At 69.1% G+C, this 21,285-nt stretch carries 19 protein-coding genes; 13 read left to right on the top strand and 6 right to left on the bottom strand.

The annotated features are described in order from the left end of the window. Nucleotides 1-5 precede the first annotated feature (5 nt). From AVL48_RS00710 to AVL48_RS00700, 3 genes are read left to right on the top strand one after another with little or no spacing between them, the layout of a single operon-like run. Nucleotides 6-866: a branched-chain amino acid ABC transporter permease gene (locus AVL48_RS00710; protein ID WP_061982968.1), complete on the top strand. Its 861-nt coding sequence runs from the start codon at nt 6-8 to the stop codon at nt 864-866. Next, complete coding sequence (locus AVL48_RS00705) at nt 853-2,556, top strand: branched-chain amino acid ABC transporter ATP-binding protein/permease (protein ID WP_061982969.1); 1,704 nt, start codon at nt 853-855, stop codon at nt 2,554-2,556. The genes AVL48_RS00710 and AVL48_RS00705 overlap by 14 nt, the downstream gene beginning before the upstream one ends. Further along, nucleotides 2,553-3,248 (top strand): ABC transporter ATP-binding protein, encoded by a 696-nt coding sequence (locus AVL48_RS00700; RefSeq protein WP_061982970.1) that lies wholly within the window; start codon nt 2,553-2,555, stop codon nt 3,246-3,248. The genes AVL48_RS00705 and AVL48_RS00700 overlap by 4 nt, the downstream gene beginning before the upstream one ends. 59 nt (nt 3,249-3,307) lie before the next feature. On the opposite strand, the gene AVL48_RS00695 is transcribed toward AVL48_RS00700, so the two are convergent. Further along, the gene (locus AVL48_RS00695) at nt 3,308-4,105 is read right to left on the bottom strand and encodes an SDR family NAD(P)-dependent oxidoreductase (protein WP_061982971.1); all 798 of its coding nucleotides are present in this window, start codon (nt 4,103-4,105) and stop codon (nt 3,308-3,310) included. Nucleotides 4,106-4,119: 14 nt separating this feature from the next. Further along, nucleotides 4,120-4,839: an SDR family NAD(P)-dependent oxidoreductase gene (locus tag AVL48_RS00690; RefSeq protein WP_061982972.1), complete on the bottom strand. Its 720-nt coding sequence runs from the start codon at nt 4,837-4,839 to the stop codon at nt 4,120-4,122. A 122-nt stretch (nt 4,840-4,961) separates the two neighbouring features. Between AVL48_RS00690 and AVL48_RS00685 the strand changes: the two genes are divergently transcribed. The 4 genes from AVL48_RS00685 to AVL48_RS00670 are packed head-to-tail and all read left to right on the top strand — an operon-like array spanning nt 4,962 to nt 9,896. After that, entirely contained in the window at nt 4,962-6,827 is a 1,866-nt protein-coding gene (locus AVL48_RS00685) for a primary-amine oxidase (RefSeq protein WP_061982973.1), read from the top strand. Between the two features lie 10 nt (nt 6,828-6,837). Continuing rightward, on the top strand, nt 6,838-7,629 hold the full coding sequence (locus tag AVL48_RS00680; RefSeq protein WP_061982974.1) for a molybdenum cofactor biosynthesis F family protein: 792 nt from the start codon (nt 6,838-6,840) through the stop codon (nt 7,627-7,629). 3 nt (nt 7,630-7,632) lie between these two features. After that, entirely contained in the window at nt 7,633-9,267 is a 1,635-nt protein-coding gene (locus AVL48_RS00675) for an amidohydrolase (protein WP_061982975.1), read from the top strand. 41 nt (nt 9,268-9,308) lie between these two features. Next, on the top strand, nt 9,309-9,896 hold the full coding sequence (locus AVL48_RS00670) for a TetR/AcrR family transcriptional regulator (protein ID WP_061982976.1): 588 nt from the start codon (nt 9,309-9,311) through the stop codon (nt 9,894-9,896). 81 nt (nt 9,897-9,977) lie between these two features. Here the strand turns inward: AVL48_RS00670 and AVL48_RS00665 are convergent, their stop codons facing one another. Both AVL48_RS00665 and AVL48_RS00660 read right to left on the bottom strand, forming a co-directional pair. Then, nucleotides 9,978-10,913, bottom strand: a complete 936-nt coding sequence (locus tag AVL48_RS00665) for an alpha/beta hydrolase (RefSeq protein WP_061982977.1) — start codon at nt 10,911-10,913, stop codon at nt 9,978-9,980. Continuing rightward, nucleotides 10,910-11,896, bottom strand: a complete 987-nt coding sequence (locus AVL48_RS00660; protein WP_061982978.1) for a methyltransferase family protein — start codon at nt 11,894-11,896, stop codon at nt 10,910-10,912. The genes AVL48_RS00665 and AVL48_RS00660 overlap by 4 nt, the downstream gene beginning before the upstream one ends. Nucleotides 11,897-12,131: 235 nt before the next feature. Between AVL48_RS00660 and AVL48_RS00655 the strand changes: the two genes are divergently transcribed. From AVL48_RS00655 to AVL48_RS00635, 5 genes are all read left to right on the top strand, one after another. After that, nucleotides 12,132-13,874, top strand: coding sequence for a dipeptide ABC transporter ATP-binding protein (locus AVL48_RS00655; RefSeq protein ID WP_061982979.1), 1,743 nt, complete (start codon nt 12,132-12,134; stop codon nt 13,872-13,874). Beyond that, complete coding sequence (locus AVL48_RS00650; protein WP_061982980.1) at nt 13,871-15,451, top strand: ABC transporter substrate-binding protein; 1,581 nt, start codon at nt 13,871-13,873, stop codon at nt 15,449-15,451. The genes AVL48_RS00655 and AVL48_RS00650 overlap by 4 nt, the downstream gene beginning before the upstream one ends. After that, entirely contained in the window at nt 15,448-16,392 is a 945-nt protein-coding gene (locus AVL48_RS00645; protein ID WP_061982981.1) for an ABC transporter permease, read from the top strand. The genes AVL48_RS00650 and AVL48_RS00645 overlap by 4 nt, the downstream gene beginning before the upstream one ends. Further along, complete coding sequence (locus AVL48_RS00640) at nt 16,389-17,309, top strand: ABC transporter permease (protein ID WP_061982982.1); 921 nt, start codon at nt 16,389-16,391, stop codon at nt 17,307-17,309. The genes AVL48_RS00645 and AVL48_RS00640 overlap by 4 nt, the downstream gene beginning before the upstream one ends. Before the next feature lie 75 nt (nt 17,310-17,384). Then, entirely contained in the window at nt 17,385-18,038 is a 654-nt protein-coding gene (locus AVL48_RS00635) for an alpha/beta fold hydrolase (RefSeq protein WP_061982983.1), read from the top strand. Between the two features lie 195 nt (nt 18,039-18,233). Here AVL48_RS00635 and AVL48_RS00630 read toward each other — a convergent pair whose 3' ends face one another. Next, on the bottom strand, nt 18,234-19,175 hold the full coding sequence (locus AVL48_RS00630) for an aldo/keto reductase (RefSeq protein ID WP_061982984.1): 942 nt from the start codon (nt 19,173-19,175) through the stop codon (nt 18,234-18,236). Between the two features lie 69 nt (nt 19,176-19,244). Between AVL48_RS00630 and AVL48_RS00625 the strand changes: the two genes are divergently transcribed. Then, nucleotides 19,245-19,961 (top strand): SDR family NAD(P)-dependent oxidoreductase, encoded by a 717-nt coding sequence (locus AVL48_RS00625; protein WP_082857505.1) that lies wholly within the window; start codon nt 19,245-19,247, stop codon nt 19,959-19,961. Here the strand turns inward: AVL48_RS00625 and AVL48_RS00620 are convergent. Then, complete coding sequence (locus AVL48_RS00620; RefSeq protein WP_177242354.1) at nt 19,878-21,257, bottom strand: amidohydrolase; 1,380 nt, start codon at nt 21,255-21,257, stop codon at nt 19,878-19,880. The two genes, AVL48_RS00625 and AVL48_RS00620, sit on opposite strands and share 84 nt — an antisense overlap. Nucleotides 21,258-21,285 lie beyond the last annotated feature (28 nt).

The raw sequence follows: 21,285 nt of genomic DNA, 5'->3' as shown, positions 1-21,285 counted from the left end.
ATTCCATGCTGCAGGGAGCGCTGGCAGGCTTGGCCGCCGGCGGACTGTACGCGGTACTGGCGGTGTGCCTGACCCTCATGTCGCGTTTGGTGCGGGTGGTCAACTTCGCCCAGTCGGCCACCGGGATGTTCGGTTGCTACGTGGCGGTGTTCCTGTCCGTCGGCTGGGGCGTGCCGACCTGGCTCGCCACGGTGGCGGGGATCCTGCTCGGCGGGCTGCTCAGCGCGCTACTCGGCTGGATCGTGTCCACCTGGCTCGCCGAGGCCGACACTGGCACCCGCTCGGCGGTCACCGTGGCGGTGCTGCTCCTGCTGATCTCGGTGTCCTTCATCCTGTTCGGCAATAAACCGCAGCCGTTCCACCCGATCCTCGACGGACCGGCGGTCACCGTCGGCGGGGTGGTGATCAGCCAGGTCACCGTGGTCACCGTCGCGCTGGCGGTGCTGGTGGCGGTGGCCAGCCGGATCGTGCTGAGCCGGACGTCGGCGGGGGTCCAGCTCCGGGCGCTTTCGGAACGGCCGACTACGGCCGAGCTGCTGGGCATCCCGGCGAAACGACTCAGCATCGCGGTCTGGGCGGTCACCGGGGTGGTCAGCACGCTGGTCATCTCGATCGTCGCGCCGTCGCAGTCGAACGACGCGACGTCGCTGGCCATGCTGGTGGTCCCGGCCGCCGCCGCGGCCCTGCTCGGCGGGTTCCGCCGCCTCGATCTCGCGGTCGCGGGCGGACTGGGGCTCGGCCTGATCCAGGGCGCGGCCGCGCAGGTCGACGGCCTTTCGGTGGTGCGGTATTTCCTGCCGTTCGCGGTGATCGTCGCGTTGCTGCTGTGGTCGCAGCGCAAGGAGGTGTGGGATGCGGCTCGCTGAACGCGGGACTCCGTTCGTCGTCGCGCTGGCGGCGATCGCGGCCGGCTACGGACTGAGCGTCGGACTCGACGGGTACTTCGTCTACCTCGGCATGAGTGCCGTGGTCGCCGGGATCTCGTTGCTCGGGCTGGGCGTGGTCACCGGCAGCGCGGGGATGATCTCCCTGTGCCAGCTGACCTTCGGCGCAGTCGGCGCCTGGACGGTGTCCGCGCTGAACGAGGCACAGGCACCCGGCGGGTTCCTCACCTGGCTGCTGCTCGGCGGTCTGGCCGCCGGGGTGGTCGGGGTGCTCGTCGGGCTCCCGGCGTTGCGCTTGCGGGGGATCAACCTCGCCGTCGTCACGCTGGGGCTCGCCGCGGCGGCCGACCTCGCGCTGGTGCAACTGCAGTTCCCCGGCGTCTCCGGCGGGATCTCGGTCGAGCGGCCGGACGCCTTCTCCGACGACCGGTCCTATTTCCTGCTCGCCGTGGTGGTGCTGGTGCTGTGCTGTCTGGCCGTGTACTTCCTGCGGCGCGGCCGCTGGGGCAGCGCTTGGCAGGCGGTGGCGTTCTCCGAACGGGGGACGGCCGCCGCCGGCACCAGCGTCCGGACGTCGAAGCTGACCGCGTTCGCGGTGAGCGCCACCCTGGGCGGGATCAGCGGCGGCCTGCTCACCGGGCAGGTCGGGCTCGCCTTCCCGGCCAGTTTCACCGCCATCCAATCACTGGCGCTGTACGTGCTGGCGATCATGTCCGGCGCGCATCTGATCGACATGGCCGTGTTCGGCGCGGTGTTGTGGGTCGGCGTGCCCGAGCTGCTGAAACGCTGGGGAATCCCGCAGGACTGGGGTTTCGTGGTCTTCGGGGTGCTCGGCGTCCAAGCGCTGGCCAGTGGCGGGAACCTGGGCACCACGGTGCGGCAGGTCTGGTACCGGCGGTCCACAAAGGAACCGGCGAAACTCGATCTCGCTTCCGGAACCGCGGACATCGAGGCCAAGGCACCCGGTCCGCCGGTGCTCACCGTACGCGGCCTGAGCGTGAACTTCGGTCATGTGGCCGCACTGTCCTCAGTGGACATCACAGTGCCGGAACACGGCGTGCTCGGGGTGATCGGTCCCAACGGCGCGGGCAAGTCGACGCTGGTGGACGCGATCAGCGGATTCCTGCCGAACGCGGACGGCGCGGTCGAACTCGGCGGCAAGCCGTTGACCGGGTCACCGTCGAACCGGGCCCGCGCCGGGCTGCGCCGGACGTTCCAGCAGGATCGTGTCCCGCCGGGTTTGACGGTGGGCGCGTACCTCAAGTTCCTCGCCAGGCGTCGCCTCACCGCCGAAAAGATCACGGACGCCCTGGACTTCTTCGGCTGCCCCAGCGCCCGCACCCCGCTGTCGCAAGTGGACGTCGGCGCACGGAGGCTGGTCGAGGTCGTCGGGCATCTGCTGGCGCGGCCGCGGGTTCTGCTGCTCGACGAGCCTGCCGCCGGGCTTCCGCACGAGGAGCACGTCGCGTTCGGGGAACGGCTGCGGCAGGTTCCCGCGCGCTTCGGGGTGTCCGTGCTGCTCATCGAGCACGACCTCGACCTGGTGCGGTCGGTCTGCGACACGATCACCGTCCTCGACTTCGGCCGTGTCCTGGCCTCCGGCCCGCAGGCCGAAGTGCTCGCCGATCCGGCCGTGCTCAAGGCCTACATGGGTGAAACGGAGCTGCTGTGAACGCGTTGCGGATAGCGGGACTGACGGTCACCCGCGGTGCCGGGCCGGTGATCTCCGGTGTCGACCTGACCCTGGAGCCGGGCCGGATCACCGCGCTCGTCGGGCCCAACGGGGCGGGGAAGACCAGCCTGCTGGAGGCGGTCTCCGGCGTCGTCCCCGCCTCGGCCGGAACCGTCCACATCGGACCGGACGAGATCACGAAGCAGTCGCGCGTCGCCCGCGCGCGGCGCGGTCTGGCGCATATCGAGCAGGGGCGCGCGGTGTTCGGCGGACTGACCGTGCTGGAGAACCTGATGCTGACCGCGCGCACCCGCGCGCGGGCGGACGAGCTGTTCGAGTTGTTCCCCGAACTCGAGAAACGCCGCGACTCCCCGGCGGCGCTGCTCAGCGGCGGGGAGCAGCAGATGGTGGTACTGGCCCGCGCGTTCGCCGCACGGCCGTCGTTCCTGCTGATCGACGAGATGTCACTCGGGCTCGCGCCGGTGGTGTTCACCCGGCTGCTGCCGATGGTGACCCGGTTCGCCGAGGAAGGCGCGGCGATCCTGCTCGTCGAGCAGTTCACGCATCTGGCACTCGGGGTCGCGAGCGACGCGCTGGTGGTGTCCTCGGGGCGCGTAACCTACGCGGGCTCGGCGCAAGGCCTGCTGGACTCCCCCGGCACCCTGCACTCGGCCTACCTCGGAGAATCCTGAGACGCGTGAAGGCCCCTTCCCTCGACTGAGCCGAGGGAAGGGGCCTTCACGCGCTACGGCTACGAACCCATGCCCGCCCGTTCGAAGGCCAGCGTCGGCAGATCGACGGCGTGCGCGCCGCCGTCGGCCACGATCACCGCACCGGTGATGTAGGACGACTCCGAAGACCCCAGGAACCGCACGATCGACGCGATCTCCTCCGGTTCGGCGGGGCGGCGCAGCGGGACCTCGGCGGTGACCCGGCGGTAACCCTCGTCGTGGCCGCCGTCGAAGCCCGCCGCCTCGGCGAACTGGTCCATCTCGCCGTCCGCCATCGGGGTGCGCACCCAGCCCGGGCAGACGGCGTTCGCGCGGACGCCCTTCGGCCCGTAGTCGCGGGCGATCGAGCGGGTCAGCCCGATCAGGGCGTGCTTGGCGACGGTGTAGCCGGCGACGTTCGGCCCGGCGAACAGTCCGGCCAGCGACGACACGATGACCACCTGGCCGCCGGTTTCGATCAGCGAGGGCAGCGTGGCCCGGCAGAACACGAAGGCGCTGGACAGGTTCGAGCGCAGGGCGAGTTCCCATTCGTCGTCACCGGTGTCGACCACCGACGACAGGCCGTGCCCGCCCGCGTTGGCCACCACGACGTCCAGCCTGCCGAACTTGCCGATGATCTCGGCAGCGGCGTTCTCGGCGGCTTCACGTTCGCTGGCGTCACAGGCGATGACGTGCGCGCCCGTCTCCGCGGCCACCTTCTCCAGCGGCTCGCGGCGCCGTCCGAGTACCACCACCTGGGCGCCCTCGTCGGCGTACCGGCGGGCGACAGCCGCGCCGATACCGGTACCGCCTCCTGTGATCGCGATGACCTTCTTCACGTGCGAAGTCCTTTCTAAGCGGGAAAACCGGAACGGGCCGAGACGCCGAAGTCGGCGAGCACGGCCTGGCCGTTGACCGTCCGCGAACGCGCGGACGCGAGATAGAGCACCTGGTCCGCGACGTCTTCAGGAGCCTGCACCGGAAACGCGGGGTCGTCGAGTACCTCACCGAGGTCACCACGCGCCATCGGAGTGTCGACCACCGACGGGCACACGCAGTTCACCCGGACCTCGGGGAGGTCGACCGCGAGTGCCCTGGTCATCGCGACCACAGCGCCCTTCGAAGCGCAGTAGGGCACCATGCCGGGCGCGCTGGTGAACGCCGAGTCGCTGGCCAGCAGGACGACCGAGCCCCGTGTCGCGGTGAGCCACGGCGCGGCGTGTTTGACCAGCAGGAACTGTCCGGTGACATTGACCGCCATGAGGGCGGCGAAGTCGGCCGCCGAGGTCTCGGTGACCGGGGTCCCCACCGGGCCGGAGATCCCGGCGCAGCCGACGACGACGTCCAGGCCGCCGAACCGCGCCACGACGGTACTCACCGCGTCAGCCACCGAACGCTCATCGGTGACGTCGGCGTGGACCGCCAGCAGGCCGTCGGCGAGGATGGGCACGGGTGCCCGGTCCAGTGCGCCCACCCGCGCGCCTTCGGCCAGGAAAGCCTGGACGCAGGCAAGGCCGATGCCGGACGCCGCGCCGGTCACCAGCACGGCCTTGCCCGCGAGATCCAGTCGCATGGCGCCATCCTCCGGTCCGGCCCGTTCGCGGGGGTTGGCCCTCAGTGCATCCTTCTTGTCCGCGACCGCATGACGGTGTCGCGCCCTTTCCCCGCGCCGGTGGACCGGCAAGACTGCGAAGCATGACCAGGCCGCATCCTTTGGACCCGCTGACCGCCGACGAGCTCGCCGCAGGCCGCGCGATCCTGGCCGACGAGGGCCTGCTCACCGAGACCACGCGGTTCCCGGCGGTACTGCCGGTGGAGCCGGACAAGGCCGACGCCGCCCCCGACCGCCGCGTCCAGTACACACTGCTGGACACCGCGTCCGGTCTTGCGCGCGACGTGGTCATTTCGCTGGCGAAACGCGAAATAGTCGCCGACGAAGCCTGCGGCGACGGCCAGCCCGCGTACCTGTTCGAGGAGTACGACCGCGCCGCGTCGATCACCAAGGCGTCACCCGAATGGCAAGCCGCGATGCGGCGACGCGGACTCGGCGACCGGATCGGCCACGCCTTCTGCGCGCCACTGGCGCCGGGGTTCTTCGGCAGGCCTGACGAGACCGGGCGGGTCATCCGCTCGCTGACCTTCCTGCGCGACGACGAGTCCGACAGCCCGTGGGCGCATCCGGTCGAGGGCCTCATCGTCCATATCGATCTGACCGGACAGCGGGTGCTGCGGGTCGAAGACGAGGGTGACGTACCCGTCCCGCCCGAACACGGCCGCTACGACGGCGTCCCGCCCCGCGCCACGCTCAAGCCCATCGAGATCACCCAGCCCGAAGGCCCGAGCTTCACCGTCGACGGCAACGAGGTCACCTGGGAGGGCTGGCGGCTGCGTGTCGGTTTCAACGCCCGCGAAGGTCTCACGCTGCACCAGATCTCGTTTCAAGAGCGCTCGGTGCTCTACCGGGCCTCGGTGCCGGAGATGGTCGTGCCCTACGGCGACACCGCGCCCGGCCGGTTCTGGATCAGCTACTTCGACGCGGGCGAGTACCTGCTCGGCAAGAACGGCAACGACCTGCGGCTGGGCTGCGACTGCCTCGGCGTCATCCACTACTTCCCCGCCTTCGTCGCCGACGACCACGGCCACCCGGTCGAGATCCCCCGGGCGATCTGCATGCACGAGGAGGACTACGGGATCCTCTGGAAGCACACCGATCTCGACGGCCGCGCCGAGGTCCGCCGCTCGCGGCGGCTGGTCATCTCGTCGATCTCCACCATCGGCAACTACGACTACGGCTTCTTCTGGTACTTCTACCTCGACGGCACCGTGGAACTGGAGGCCAAGGCCACCGGCATCGTGTTCGCCGGCGCCGCGCACACCGGGACGAAACACCCCCACGCCAACGAGATCGCGCCCGGCCTGTTCGCGCCGGTGCATCAGCACCTGTTCTGCGCGCGGCTGGACGTGGCGATCGACGGCGAACGCAACTCGCTCGTCGAGATCGACGTCGAGGGCGTCCCGACCGGCGACCGGAACCCGTACGGGAACGCCTTCACCTGGAAGGAAACCCCGCTGCGGAGCGAACTGGAGGCGCGGCGGCACGCGGATCCGGCCAAGGCGCGGGTCTGGGAGATCCGCAGCGCGGAGCGGACCAACCGGCTCGGCACGCCGACGGCGTACCAGCTGGTCCCCCGGCCGTCCGCGACCCTGATGGCGCAACCGGAATCGAGTGTCCACAAGCGAGCGACCTTCGCCGCCCGGCACCTGTGGGCCACGCCGTACCGCGCCGATGAACGCTTCCCGGCGGGCGACCGGCCGAACGCGCATCCCGGCGGGGCCGGGCTGCCCGCCTGGACCGCCGCCGACCGCGACCTCACCGACACCGATCTCGTGCTGTGGCATGTCTTCGGCCCCACCCACATCCCGCGTCCCGAGGACTGGCCGGTCATGCCGGTCGACTACTCGGGTTTCACCTTGCGCCCCTACGGCTTCCTGGATCGCAACCCGGCACTGGACCTGCCTTCCGGCGCCACCGACGAGCACTGTTCCGCCCACGAGCACTAGGACTCTCCTGATGTCAGAACTCACCCTGTCCGACACGTCCACCTGGCTGCCGCTGGACGGCCTGGCCCCCGGTTTCGACGCGAACAAGGCTCCCGTCGTCGGCGACCTGCACGGCCGCACCTTCGAGCTCGCCTGCGAGGACGGCACCAAGTTCACCGCGGGCTTCACCGGTACCCGGATCGACTGGACCTACCACGGTTCCGGCACCGATCGCTGTGAGACCTTCCTGGTCGACGACGACCTGTACTACGTCCAGTTCCACCCGCAGGCCCGGCAGGAAGAGGCGGTCACCCTGCTGCTCGACGTGCGGCGCGGCCGCGCGCTCCTCGTGCTGAGCCGGATCGGCGATACCTCGCCACGGGTCACGCAGACGTTCCTGGCCGCCACGATCGGCGGTATCGAGCCGAGCGGGGAATCGCTCGCACCCACGACTTCGCTGGTCGGCCGCCGGGTGCTGTGGGTGTACAGCACCGCGCACGCCTACGAGCACGTGTACCTCAGCCCGCACTGGTACACCTGGCAGTGCCTCGCCGGACCGGAAAAGGGGCTCGCGGACACCGACGAGAACTCCGTCTACGAACTGCGGCCCGGCATCTACGTCTTCGCCTGGCGGGAGAAGGTGATCCCGTGCGCGTCGGTCACCGTCGCGGACCACCGCGACGCGAAGCGGCTGCGCTCGCACGGTGTCCTCTTCGGACTGGACGCCACCGGGACCACCCCGACCCACTTCACCTTCGGCGCGCACGGCAAGCTTCTGAGCACCACCGTGCACCCCGAGGCGTACGACCCGGCCGGGAGCTGAGCCTTGACCGCCGACCTCATTATCACCAACGCCACCGTGTACACAGTGGACGGTGTCCGGCCCTGGGCGTCGTCACTGGCGATCAAGAACGGTCGCGTCCTGTCCCTGGAGGACCTGGAACGCGGACCGTCCACCGAGGTCGTCGACCTCGAAGGCGCGTTCGTGCTGCCCGGCCTGGTCGATGTGCACAACCACCACGCCCTTGCCGGGCGCTCGGCCCTGTTCGAGCTGAACTTCGGCGTGGACGCCGGCTTCGAGGACATTCTCACGGCGGTCCGCTCGCGAGCCGCGGGACTCGGGCCGGACGAATGGGTGATCGGCGGGGCGTGGGCGTCCACTTTGGTCAGCACCCTGTCGCGGTCTTCCGCGAGGCACGCGCTCGACGAGGCCGCGGGCGGTCGCCCGGTCATGCTCTCGGACGACAGCAGGCACAATCGCTGGGTGAGCAGCCGGGCCTTGGCACTGGCGGGCATCACCGCTTCGACCCCCGATCCGGCCGGCGGGGAGATCGTCCGGGACCCCTCGACCGGTGAACCCGTCGGTGTCCTGCTCGAAGCGGCGGGCGTCGCCGTCGAGCGGGCGCTCAGCGAGACCCGGACGCTCACCGACGAGCAGCACGCGGCGGCGTCGCGGCACGGGATCGGCACACTGCATTCTTACGGGGTCACCGCCTTCCAGGACGCCGGAGTCTCCTCGGACATCCTGCGGGCACTGAAGTCGCTCGACGACGCGGGGGAACTGCACGCGTGGGTCGTGTCGTCGCTGCTGATCAACGACCCGATCTTCGGCTTCGACCCGATCGGCGCTCCGCTGCTGGAGGTCGCCGGGCGCTACCGGAGCGAGCACCACCGGCCGGACTTCGTGAAGATCTTCCTCGACGGTGTCCCGCCGACACGCACGGCCGCGTTCCTGGAGCCCTACCTGCCGGACGACGTGCACGGTGCCTGTCATCACGGGGCCACCACCATGCCCGGCGACGAACTGGTGGGCTGGCTGCGCACCGCCGCCGCGGCAGGGCTCTCGGCCAAGGTCCACTGCACCGGCGACGCGTCGGTGCGCGCGACGCTCGACGCCGTCGAAGAGGTGCGGGCCGAAGGCTTCGCCGAAGCGCGCTTCCAGGTCGCGCACGGCCAGTTCGTGCACCCCGACGACCTCCCGCGCTTCGCCGCACTGGGCGTCGCCGCGGACATCTCGCCGTTCCTGTGGGTCCCGGGCGTCATCCCGGCGGCCATCGCGGAGGTCCTGCCCGGCGAGCGGGCGGGGCGGATGCAGCCGAACCGGTCGCTCCTGGACGAAGGCGCGCTGGTCGCCGGGGGTTCGGACTGGCCGGTCAGCGAATCGCCGAACGCCTGGGAGGGCATCCACGGCCTCGTCACCCGCCAGGACCCGACCGGCACGTTCCCCGGCGCGCTGTGGCCGGAGCAGGCGATCACCCTGGCCGAGGCGATCGAGGTCTTCACCCTCTCCGCCGCCCGCGCGATGGGCGTCGACGACGTCACCGGTTCGCTGGTTCCCGGCAAGTCGGCGGATTTCGTCGTGCTGGACCGGGATCCGTTCCGAACCGACCCGTCGGCGCTCGTCAAGACGAACGTGACGCAAACGTGGTTCGCCGGACACCGCGTGTATCAGCGGGTCTGATCTCCTACACTGGTAGAAGAACCAGTGCGGGAGGTCTGCCGATGCCGAAGATCATCGACCACGACGAGCGGCGAAGTCACATCGTCGACGTCACCTGGGAACTGATCACCCAGGGCGGGATCGAGGCCGCCACCATGCGTGAGATCGCGGCCGCCGCCGGTTTCGCGAACGGGGCGCTGAAGCTGTACTTCCCGAGCAAGGAAGACATCATCCAGGCCACCTACGAACGTGCGCTCGGCATGATGCGCGAGTACGTCGAACTGGACGGACTGCGCGGGCTGGTCGCGCTCCGCGAGCTGTGCGTCTCGTCGATGCCGATCGACGAGGACCGCATCGCCGCGGGGCGCGTCCTGCTCACCTTCTGGCAGCTCTCGCTGACCAACCCGAAACTGCAGGACAAGTACCTCGAACACATCCGCTCGTGGCGGGGGTTGCTGCACCGGTACCTCGCCGAGGGCCGGGAGGACGGTGACATCGTCACCGAGACCCCCGACGAGCAGCTGGTCGACGAGGTCGTGCTGATCAACGCCGGGGCGAACGTGATGAGCCTGGTCGCCGGGGAGTTCTCGACCGTCGCCCTGCAGCGGCAACACCTCGAGTCCTTCTTCGACCGCCTCACCCGCCCCTGACCCCCTGCCCCTTCGCATTTCGTCCTCTAAATGCGGTCGTTCGCACTGGCATGGAGCGCATTTAGAGGACGAAACGCGGGATCAGGGGTGGGGAGTGAAAACGCGGGTCAGGAAGCTCGCCACGTGCCGGTGCGAGCGGGGCGAAGCGGGAAGATCCGTATAGAGGCCATAGAAGCCGTGGATCTGGCCCGAGTAGCGAGTCATCTCCACCCGCGTCCCCGCGTCGGCCAGCCGCCGCGCGAACTCCTCCCCTTCGTCCCGCAGGACGTCGTACTCCGCCGTCAGCACGAGCGCCGTCGGGAGCTTCGTCAAGTCGGAGGCCCGCAACGGCAGCAGATACGGATCGTTCAGCTGCGCCGGGTCCGATACGTACTGGTCGAAGAAGAACCGCATCGCCCCGGCCGTCATGCCGAACCCCTCGGCGAAGTCCACATAGGACCGGAAGCCGTCGTCCGGGTGACCGTAGACCGGGCAGATCAGCACCTGCGCGGCCAACGGCGGCCCGCCCCGGTCACGGGACATCATCGAGACCACCGTGGACAGATTGCCGCCCGCGCTCTCCCCGCCGATGGCGATCCGGCCCGGGTCCACCGCCGGTCCGGCGCCACCCGTGGCGAGCCATTCGACGACGGCGTAGCAGTCGTCCGGGGCAGCCGGGTACGGGTGCTCGGGCGCGAGCCGGTAGTCCACCGCGACGACGGCGACCTTCGCCGCGTTGCACACCGCCCGCGACGCGACCTCGTTCTCGTCGATCGAACCGATCGTCCACCCGCCACCGTGGATCCACACGAACGCCGGCACCGGCGAGGCGACGTCGGGCAGGTAGATCCGCACGCGTACCCCGGAGGGCAGGACGTGGTCGGTGACCGAGGCGACCTCTTCGACCGTTTCGGGACGTCGCCAGGAGGCGGCGAACGCGGCCCGCAACTCGGCGGCCGTCGGCGGCGTGGCCGGCGCTTCGGGCGCGACACTGCGGGCGAGTAGTTCCTTGACCGCGGGATCGAGCGTCACCGTCACACCGCTTCCGCGACGAGCACGCGCGGGCTGCCCGGCAGGGTGAGCCGGTCGGTCACCCGCCAGCCCGCCTTGCCCAGCCAGTCCCGGACCTCGGCCTCCGGATAGACGACCGTCCCGTCGATCACCAGGTACTCCCCCGCGTGCAGTGCGTCGATCGGCCGCTGGACCGCGTCGTCGTCGAGGAAGAAGTCGAGCAGCAGCAGGGTCGCGCCCGGCGCCGCGGCCGCGCGGGCGGCGCGCAGGATCCCCGCGTTCTGGTTCGCGTCGAAGCGGTGGACGACGTGATTGACCATCACCAGGTCGAACTCGCCTTCGGGCCGCGCGGTGGGCGTCTCCGCCCCGACGACGGCGGCGCGGTCCGCGAATCCCGCCTCGGCCACGGCGGTGGTGACCGATTCGGTGAAGCCAGGGTCGAAGACGAACGTCGTGTGCAGACCGTCGTTGGTCTTCATGGCCTCGACCGCGAACGCGCTGGAGAGCCCGCCGAGGTCCAGGAGCCTCCGGTGCGGGCCGAAATCGAACGCGTTCGCCAGCATCTTGGCGTGTAGGGCGTTATACGTCATGACGCCTGCCATGAACGTGCCCCAGCGCGCGTCGTCCATCTCCAGTTTCCCCGGCTCGCCACTGTCGGTGGTGTGCTGGAACTGCAGCCAATGGGGGTAGCTGATCGAATCCAGGAAGGCGAGGAACGGCGCCAGGTCGAGGCCCTCTGCGCCGAGGTACTCCGCCGCGTCGGCGGCCAACGCGTAACGTCCGTCCACACGGGACAGCAGACCGAGCGATGACATGGCGTCACCGAGGATACGGACGATCTTCGCCGGCTTGCCGGTCTTCTCCGCCAGTTCCGGCACCGTCAGCGGCCCGTCGGCGAGCGCGGTGAACAGGCCGATCCGGCTCGCCGCGAAGAGTTGCTTGGCCGCCATGTACCCCACGGCGATGTCCACGATCCGCTCGGGACCGGCAGTCTTGGTCGACCCGCTCACGGGTGCCCTCCTTAGCTCGTTTCCGCCGAGAGTCTACAGACGTAGACAAAAGAATCCAGTGCGAGTTTTCGCCCACTGCCAGGGAAAACCGGTCGGATATCAACTTCCTACATTCGTAGAATATACCCATTGACAGCCAACTCCCCCAGTGTCAACATGCGTAGAACTACCCCCGCCGGAGGCCCGCTCCCCCGGCAGTGCGGCCCGCTTCGGGCGGGCTCGGGAAAGGGGATTCATGACCCTGCTCCACTTACGGGAACTGACCGTCGGCGTGATCGCCGACGAGACCGAACGCGAACTGGTCCGCGAACTCTCGTTCGACCTCGAACAAGGCCGGACACTCTGCGTGGTCGGCGAATCCGGCAGCGGTAAAACGGTGACGGCCTTGTCGATCATCCGGTTGCTGGAATTCGTCGCGCCGGTGTTCACCCGCGGTGAGATCGCCGTCGACGGCGTGGACGTCACGCGGCTTTCCGCCGACGAGATGCGCGCCTACCGCGGCCCGCGGATCGGCATGATCTTCCAGGAGGCCTTGGATTCACTCAACCCCAGCCAACGGGTCGGCAAACAGCTGATCGAGGCCTACCGGAAGCCCGGCACCCTGCCACGCCAGGCCGCGCGCAAGGGCACCCCGCTGCACCGCGAAGCCGAGACGAAGGCACGGGGACTGCTGAAGGAAGTCGGCCTCACCGACACCGACCGTGTGCTTTCGCTGTACCCGCACCAGATGTCGGGCGGGATGCAGCAGCGCGTGATGATCGCGCTCGCCCTGATGGCCGATCCCAGTCTGCTGATCGCCGACGAGCCGACCACGGCCCTGGACGTGACGACGCAGGCCGAAATCCTCACGCTGTTCGATCGTGTCCGCCGCGATCACGGCACCGCGTGCGTCTTCATCACGCACGACATGGGGGTCGCCGCGCAGGTGGCCGACCGGATCGCGGTGATGTACCGCGGCGGGCTGGTCGAACTCGGGTCCAAAGAGGACATTCTGGGCTCGCCGAAACATCCCTACACCAAGGCGTTGCTCGACTGCGTGCCGAAACTCGGGGTGAGCAGACGTGACGGCTTCCCCACCATCTCCGAAGCTCTGCTCGAAGCCGCGATGAACGGCGAATCGGCGGTCGCGACCGAAACCAGGACGCTGAGCCGTACCACCCAAAACGACGAAGGCGAGGGCACCGCGCTCGTCATCGACTCGGTGTCCAAAGTGTACGGAAGGCGGGGAAAATTCTCGCTGCACCGTGCACCCGAGGTGCACGCGGTCAAGAACGTTTCCCTGGAGATCGCGCCCGGTGAGTTCTTCGGCCTGGTCGGGGAATCCGGTTCGGGCAAGACCACGCTGGGCCGTCTGGTGAGCGCGCTCGAACCGCCCACCGAAGGCAGCATCACCTTCGGAGCGCACCGGTGCACGCCGTCCGGTCTCGAGGGCGATGAACGAGCGTTCCGCCGCCGTGCGCAACTCATCTTCCAGGACCCGCAAAGCTCGCTCGATCCCCGGCACACCGCCGCCCGGATCATCGCCGAACCACTGCGGGAACTGACCGGTCTCCGCGGCGCCGAACTGGATCGCCGGGTCACCGAACTGATCGACGAGGTCGGCCTCCCCTCCGACACCGCGAAGAAACTGCCCTCGCAACTGTCCGGCGGACAACGGCAGCGCGTCTCGATCGCCCGCGCGATCGCCGCCGAACCCGACCTCATCGTCGCCGACGAGCCCACCTCCGCGCTCGACGTCTCGGTTCAGGGCCAGGTGATGAACCTGCTGCTCGACCTGCGGCGCACCCGCGCGCTCAGCTTCCTGTTCATCACGCACAACCTCAGCCTGGTGCTCTCGGTCGCCGATCGCGTCGGCGTGATGTACCGGGGCGAACTGATCGAAATCGGTGACCCGGACCGGATCCGGCTCCACCCCCGGCACGAGTACACCCGCCGCCTGCTCGCGGCGAACCCCGACACAGGAGTGCGGAACCCATGAGACGAACCCTCACCTCGGCCGCGTTCGGCGTGGCGACCGTCCTGCTGCTCAGCTCCTGTATGGGCGGGCAAGCGGGCGGTGGCGCCGCCGACGGGCCACCGGTCCGCGGCGGCAACCTCGACGTCGCCGTGCCCACGGATCCGCAGTCCCTCGACATGGTCGCGAACCCCGGTCAGGTGACCGCGCACATCGGCAACATGATGTACGAGAAACTGTTCGAGGTGGACCGCGGTTTCACCGCCCGGCCGATGCTGGTGGAGGATTACACCACCACCCCGGACAGGCTCACCTACACCTTCAAGCTGCGCCAGGGCGTCACCTTCCACGACGGCAACCCGCTGACCTCCGAGGACGTCGTGGCGAGCCTGAAACGCTGGCAGCAGGTCCACCGCACCGGCCAGCTGGTCACCCCGGACATCGAGGCGATCACCCCGGCCGATCCGGCGACGGTGACCATCAAGCTCAAGCAGCCTCGCTATCCGCTGATCAACGAACTCGCCGGGGCGGGCACGGAGATCTACGAGGCGAAGAACCTCACCGGTGTCCCGCCGACCGGGTTCGGCCAGGACAAGGCCGTCGGGACCGGGCCGTACAAGCTCAAGAGCTGGGACATCGGCCGAGAGCTGGTGCTGGAGCGGTACTCCGGCTACAAATCCCGGCCCGAAGAGGACTGGGGCGGGCAGGCGGGTGCCAAGCACGCGTATCTGGACACCGTGACCTACAAGGTGGTCTCGGATCAGGACGCGCTGATCAACGGCCTGCAGACCGGGCAATGGGACCACATCATGCCCACCAACGACCAGTACGAGCCCCTGCGTGACAACCCGGCACTGGTCGTGCGCAACCTGCCCGGCGGGAACGAGAACGTCGTCATCCCGAACTTCAACACCGGCTCCAAGTTCGCCGATCCGCGCGCCCGCGAGGCGCTGAACCTGCTGCTGGACAAGCCGGCGATCAACGCGGCCACCGGGGGCAGCAAGGACCTCACCCTCGAGACCGGCGCCTTCGCCTCCCCGGACAACAAGCAGTTCTATTCCACCGCGGGCGAGGAGGTCTACAAGAAGCACGATCCGGAGCGGGCCAAGCAGCTGCTCGCCGAGGTCGGCATCACCGCCGGCGCGACCATCCGCGTCGTCACCACCAACTCCTACCCCGAATTCGCCAAATGGGCCGTGCTCATCCAGGACGGCCTGTCGAAGATCGGCATCAACACCAAGATCGACACCTTCGACTTCGCCACCATGCTCGGCACGCTGACCAAGGAACCGGGCGGCTGGGACATCACCACCCTGTTCTTCGACTCGGCGCTGACCTCACCCGCGCAGATGCCCGCGCTCACCCTCGGCACGCTGAACGGGTCGTCCTCCCCCGAACTGGACGCCCTCATGGCCGAATACAACGCGTCGACGACGCCCGAGCAGGCCAAGACGGTGGTGGACAAGATGCAGGCGTTCACCTGGAAGCAGCTGTCGGTCATCACGCTGAGCCAATCCAAGCTGTACGCGGCCTACTCCCCGAAGCTCAAGGGGTACGGCGACTTCTACCGCGTCTTCTGGAACGCCTGGTTGGCGTCATGACCGGTCTGTTGCTGCGCAGGCTGCGCGATCTGCTGATCATCCTGGTGATCGTCGGGACGATGATGTTCTTCGTCATCCGGCTCATCCCCGGCGATCCCGCGCAGGCCATCCTCGGCCCGACCGCGCGTCCGTCCGATGTGGACGCGCTGAGGGAGAGCATGGGGCTGAACGGGACGCTGTGGGAGCAGTACCTCGCCTGGGCCGGGAACGTGCTGCGCGGCGATTTCGGCACGTCGATCACCTATCACGCACCGGTGCTCGGGGTGGTCGCCGACCACATTCTGCCGACCCTGACGCTGGCCGTGCTGTCCACGGTGATCAGCTTCTTCCTCTCGGTCGCGATCACCTCCTGGCAGGCGGTCGCGCCGCGCAATCCGGTGGCACGGGCGCTGGACCGGTTCTCCGCGCTGGGCATGGCGATGCCGGACTTCTGGATCTCGCTGATGCTCGTGCTGGTGTTCTCGGTGACGTTGCGCTGGTTCCCTTCCAGCGGCTACGAGAACCTGTTCACCGATCCGGTGACGGCGGTGCCCGCGCTGGTGCTGCCGCTCACCGTGCTGGTCATCGGGCAGACCGCGTTGTTCGTGCTCACCCTGCGCGAAAGTTTGCTCGGCGAGCTTCCGCTGGCATATCTGCGCACCGCGCGGGTCAAGGGGCTCTCGGAGCGGCAGGTGATGACCGAACACGTCCTGCCGAACGCGCTGATGCCGCTGATCACCCAGCTCGGCAGCAACTTCGCGATGCTGGTCGGCGGGATCGTGATCATCGAGTCCATCTTCGTCGTGCCCGGGCTCGGTCATCTGCTGATGGGCGCGGTGTCCACCCGCGACTTCCCGCTGATCCAGGGGGTGACCCTGTTCGTCGCGGTGCTGTTCGTGCTGGTCAACCTGCTGGTCGACCTGTCGTACGCGCTGCTCGACCCGAAGGTGCGTGTTTCGTGAGCGTGGTTCTGGCGGAAAAGACCCCGTCGGTGCGGGAAGCGCCCCCCGCCGGTCGCGCGGCCAGGTTGTTCCGGCGCAACCGGATGCTCGTCATCACCACCGCGCTGCTGGCGCTGATCGTCCTGGCCGTGGTCGTGCTGCCGTTCTTCCTGCCCAGTGTCAGCGCGACCGACCCGGTCAACCGGCTCCTGCCGCCGTCGGCCGCGCATCCCCTCGGCACGGACTCGTTCGGCCGCGACGTTCTCGCCAGGCTGGTCTCCGGCGGGCGGGCGTCGCTCGGGCTGTCCGCGCTGATCACCCTGTGCGCGGCCTTCACCGGTCTGGTGATCGGGCTGATCAGCGGATTCTTCCGGGCGGCGGACGCGGTGCTGATGCGGCTGATGGACGCCTGGATGTCGTTCCCCGCGATCATCCTCGCGATGGCGCTGGCGATCTCGCTCGGCGCGAGCATCTGGACCGAGCTGATCGCGCTGACGGTGATCTTCACGCCGTTCACCGCCCGTGTCATCCGCAGCCGGGTGCTCGGCATCGCCGGCCGGGCCTATATCGGCGCGGCGCGGGTTTCCGGGATGAGCAAGGGGAAGATCCTCGTCGTGCACGTGTTCCCGAACGTGCTGCCGCTGGCGCTGGTGCAGGTGGTGATCCTGTCCGCGGCGGCGATGCTGGTCGACGGCGCGATGAGCTTCCTCGGCCTTGGCATCGCTCCCCCGACTCCGACCTGGGGCAACATGATCGCCGAGGGCCGGTCGTATCTGGTGCAGGCGCCCTGGCTGGTGATCGCGCCCGGCGTGGCGATCATGGCGTGCGTGTTCCTGCTGAACCTCATCGGTTCGTCGCTGCGGATCGCCGTCGACGCCCGCGCGCGGACGTTGAGCGAACTGCAGCGCCTGCGCACCCGCCGTCCCTCCGGCAACTGAGAAAGGAATCCTTTGTCCGCCACTACTTCCCTGGCCGTGCGCCGCTTCACCCCTTCGGCCCCTTCAGGTCCACCCGTGCTGCTGGTGCACGGCTTCGCCTCCGACGGGCACACGGACTGGATCACCACGGGGTGGCCCGCCGCGCTCACCGCCGCGGGCCGCGAGGTTCTCGTCCCCGACCTGCCCGCTCATGGCTCCAGCCCCGCTCTCCCGGATTCACTGGGCGCCGCCGCGCTCGCCGCTGAACTGACGCGGCTCGTTTCCGGTCTGTCCGAAGTGGACGTCGTCGGGTACTCGCTGGGCGCCCGGCTGTCCTGGGAACTGCCCGCGCGGGCCCCGGTCCGGCGGCTCGTGCTGGCGGGGGTGAGCCCGTTCGAACCGTTCGGCGCCGTCGACGTCGCGGCCGCGCTGGCGTTCGCCGAGGGTGGCAAACCACCGTCGGATCCGCTGACGGGCATGATCGCGCACATGATCACCGCGCCGGGGCGGAATCCGGCCGCGCTCGCCCGGTGCATCGAGGATCTGCGCGCGGAGCCTTTCTCGCCGGTTTCCGGGGCCGTCTCCGTGCCCACCCGGTTCGTGGCGGGTGCGGAGGACCCGGTGAGCCAGGGCATCGAAACGCTGGTCGAACTCGTACCGGGAGCGGATCTCGTGCGAGTGCCCGGGGACCACGGTGGGGCTTTGCGGAGCCTGGAGTTCAAGGCGGCCGTGCTGGAGTTCCTCGGCTGAGATTTCGCCCCGACGCGCGCCATGAAAGGTCCTTTCCTTGCAAATTTCGCAAGGAAAGGACCTTTCATGGCATGGCAGGTGGAGTGGGGCTCCTCGTCGCGAGGGAGCGGTGGGGCCCTCGCGCAGCCGCAATGAAAGACGCTTTCATCGCGAAATTCGCGATGAAAGCGTCCTTCATTGCGGTCCCGAGGCGGATCAGAGGGTGCCGTCGGCCGCGACCGAGCGGTCCAGCCAGAGATCCTCCAGAGCCGCCCGCACCTCCGCACCGTGCTCGGAGGCCAGCCGTACCGCACCCAAGTTGTCCTCTAAGTGCGCGAGGCGGCTCACCCCGAACAACACGTTCGCCACCGGCCCGTACGCGAGGCAGAACGCGAGAGCCAGCTGCGAAGGACTCACCCCGAACTCCCCGGCCACGGCAGCGACGCGGGAGGCGGCGCCGCGGATCGATTCCCGGATACCACCGGGATCCGCGCCGATCTTCCGCGCCGGAATCTTGCCGAGCAGCACACCGCCCTCGAACACGTCCGACGCCTGCAAGGTCAGCCGTCCGGCCTCGAAATGCGCACCGTAGTACGGGCCTTCGGCCATGGACCGCCGGGCGACGCTGTACTTCAGCTGAGCGAACCGAGGCGCCGGAAGTCCCTCGGCGGCAGCGAAGTCCAGCGCCCGGTCGAGATCCGAAGCATGCCAGTTGTTCACACCCCACACGTCGAACCGTCCGAGCCGGATCTGCTCGGCCACCTCGGTGACGATCCGCGGGATGTCCGGCCGCTCGAAATAGTCGCCGACGACGACGGCCTCGGCGTGGTCGACGCCGATCCGGTCGAACGAGGTCGCGAGCTGCTCGGCGAAACCGGTGTTCGGGTAGTCCCAGAGCCAGAGTTTCCCGCACAGCTGGAATTCGCCGCGCGTGATCCCGGCGGCTCGGACGGCCTCGCCGAAAAGGACGTCCGTGCGCGACTGTTCGGAATGCGGCCCCATGTTGTAGTGGGCCACGTCGAACAGCGTGACGCGTGCGTCGATCGCGTACCGGATCAGGCGCACAGCGTCGTCGAAGTCCATCCTGTCCCAGGTGTTCCAGGATCCCAGGCTCAGCGCCGAAGTGGCGAAGCCCAGTCCGTTCTGCTTCTCGTGCACGAGATTTCCTTTCGCTGGCAACGGAAACCAGTTTTAGTCTACGATCGTAGAATGAACAAGCGACTCGTAGTGGTGACCGGCGGCGCCAGCGGTATCGGCCGCGGCGTCGCCGAAGCGTTCCAGTCGGCGGGCGACCGCGTGGTCATCGCCGACGTCGACGCGCGCGCGGCCCACGATCTGGCGGGCGAACTCGGCGCGGAGCACGTCGAACTCGACATCTCCGATCCCGGCTCGGTCGAGGCCGCGCTGGCCCTCGTCACCGGCCGGTTCGGCCCGGTGGACGTCCTGGTCAACAACGCCGGTCTCGCGGGAGGCGGCGGCCCCTTGGTGGGACTGGACATCGGCGTCTTCGATCTGTGCATGCGGGTGAACTTCCGCGGCACCTTCCTGATGACCCGGGCGGTCGGCGCGCACATGCTCGAAGCGGGCACCCGTGGCGCGATCGTCAACATCACCTCCATCGGCGCCCGGCAGCCGACGCCCGGGCTCGGCCACTACGAGGCCACCAAGGCCGCGGTCGAGGCGCTGACCCGTTCGGCCGCGCTCGAACTCGCGCCGCACGGCATCCGGGTCAACGCCGTCGCGCCCGGCCCGGTGCTCACGCCGATGACCGCCGGTTTCGCTTCCGACACCGCGGCCCGCGCGGCGTGGGAAGCGAGGATTCCTTTGGGAACCATCGCTTCCGTCGCCGACGTCGTGCCGTCAGTCCTCTTCCTCGCCTCCGCCGACGCCGGCCATCTCACCGGGGTGAGCCTGCAGGTCGACGGCGGGCAACTGCTCACCTGAGTACACGACGCGGCCGCCGGACACGGTGAGTTCGACATCGACGTCCGGCAGGTCCGCGAAGGCGACCTCGAGTGGATTCGCCGCCAGCACACAGAAGTCGGCGACGCGGCCCACGGTCAGCGACCCCTTCCACGACGCCGCCCCGTCCTGCCCGGCGGCCGCGACCGTGTAGCAGCGCAGCAATCTACGCATCAGCACAGCGTCCACTTCGGACACTTTCAGCAGCCGGGCCGCCGCGGCGATGTGCACCCGCCAGTCCGGGGTGACCACCGGCGCGTCACTGCTCAAGGTCAACGGGACACCCGAAGCCAGCATCTCCGCCAGCGGCCAGGCGCGGGCACCGACCTCGGCACTCAACGCTTCGGAAAGCATTCCTCGCATGGCCACCGCGATGGCGGGCTGAGTGGTCAGGCCGATCCCCGCCGCGGCCATCCGCGCCAGCTGGTCCGTGGTCACCAGGTCACCGTGGACGAGATGATCGCCTCGGCGCAGCGACCCGAGCGCGACCTCGATGCTGAGGTCTCCCGTGGCATGCACGGCGACCACCATCCCGGCGTCGTGCGCGAGCCTGATCATCGCGGCGAGGTTGCCCGCGCGATCGGTGTCGTCGTCCCCGTCGACGAGCAGCGCGCCGTGCGAACCGTCGGCGTAGCAATGATTCGTCCAGGCGGACCGCATCGGCGGAATGCCGTCGGCGAAGATCTTCACCCCGGGCACGGTGAGCCACGAGGGATCCGCCGCCGGGATCGGCGTCGCGAGTCCACGTGCGAAGTCCATCAGCGAGCTGGCGCCGTCGAGCAGGCCGAACAGCCGCAACGCGGTCACCCTCGCCCGCAGCAGGCCTTCCGCGGCCAGTGCCGCGTACTCCTCCAGCACCTCGGCGCCGAAGCAGCCCTTCTCTCCCGGTCCCAGCCCGGGCTCGGTGTAGCTCGTGATGCCGAGCGACGCACACAGCTCGCCGGCGCGCAGGATGGCGGCCCGTCGTTCACGTGCGGTGCGCACCGATTTCTCTTCACCGCCGGAAAATCCCGCGGCACCGATCAGCGTGTCCGGCCATCGCGCGCCGAGCCAGGTCGCGTGCAGGTGCGAATCGTTGATTCCGGGCAAAACGGTTCTGCCCGCGAGGTCGATCACTTCGGTTTCCGGGCCGATGTGGTCCAGGGCGACATCGCCGACGGCGACGATCCGGCCGTCGCGCACCGCCATCGCCCGCACGACGGTGTCCGCCGGGTCGAAGGTGAGGATCGGACCGCCGCGGACCACGAGCGAGGCGGGACGAATACGTTGCGACGGCATGGTTCCTCCAGGATCTGGACTTTTTCTC

This window comes from Amycolatopsis regifaucium (assembly GCF_001613935.1).
GTDB lineage: Bacteria > Actinomycetota > Actinomycetes > Mycobacteriales > Pseudonocardiaceae > Amycolatopsis > Amycolatopsis regifaucium.
Note: the sequence above shows the minus strand (reverse complement) of the source record. Positions and strands in the feature narration are given on the sequence as shown.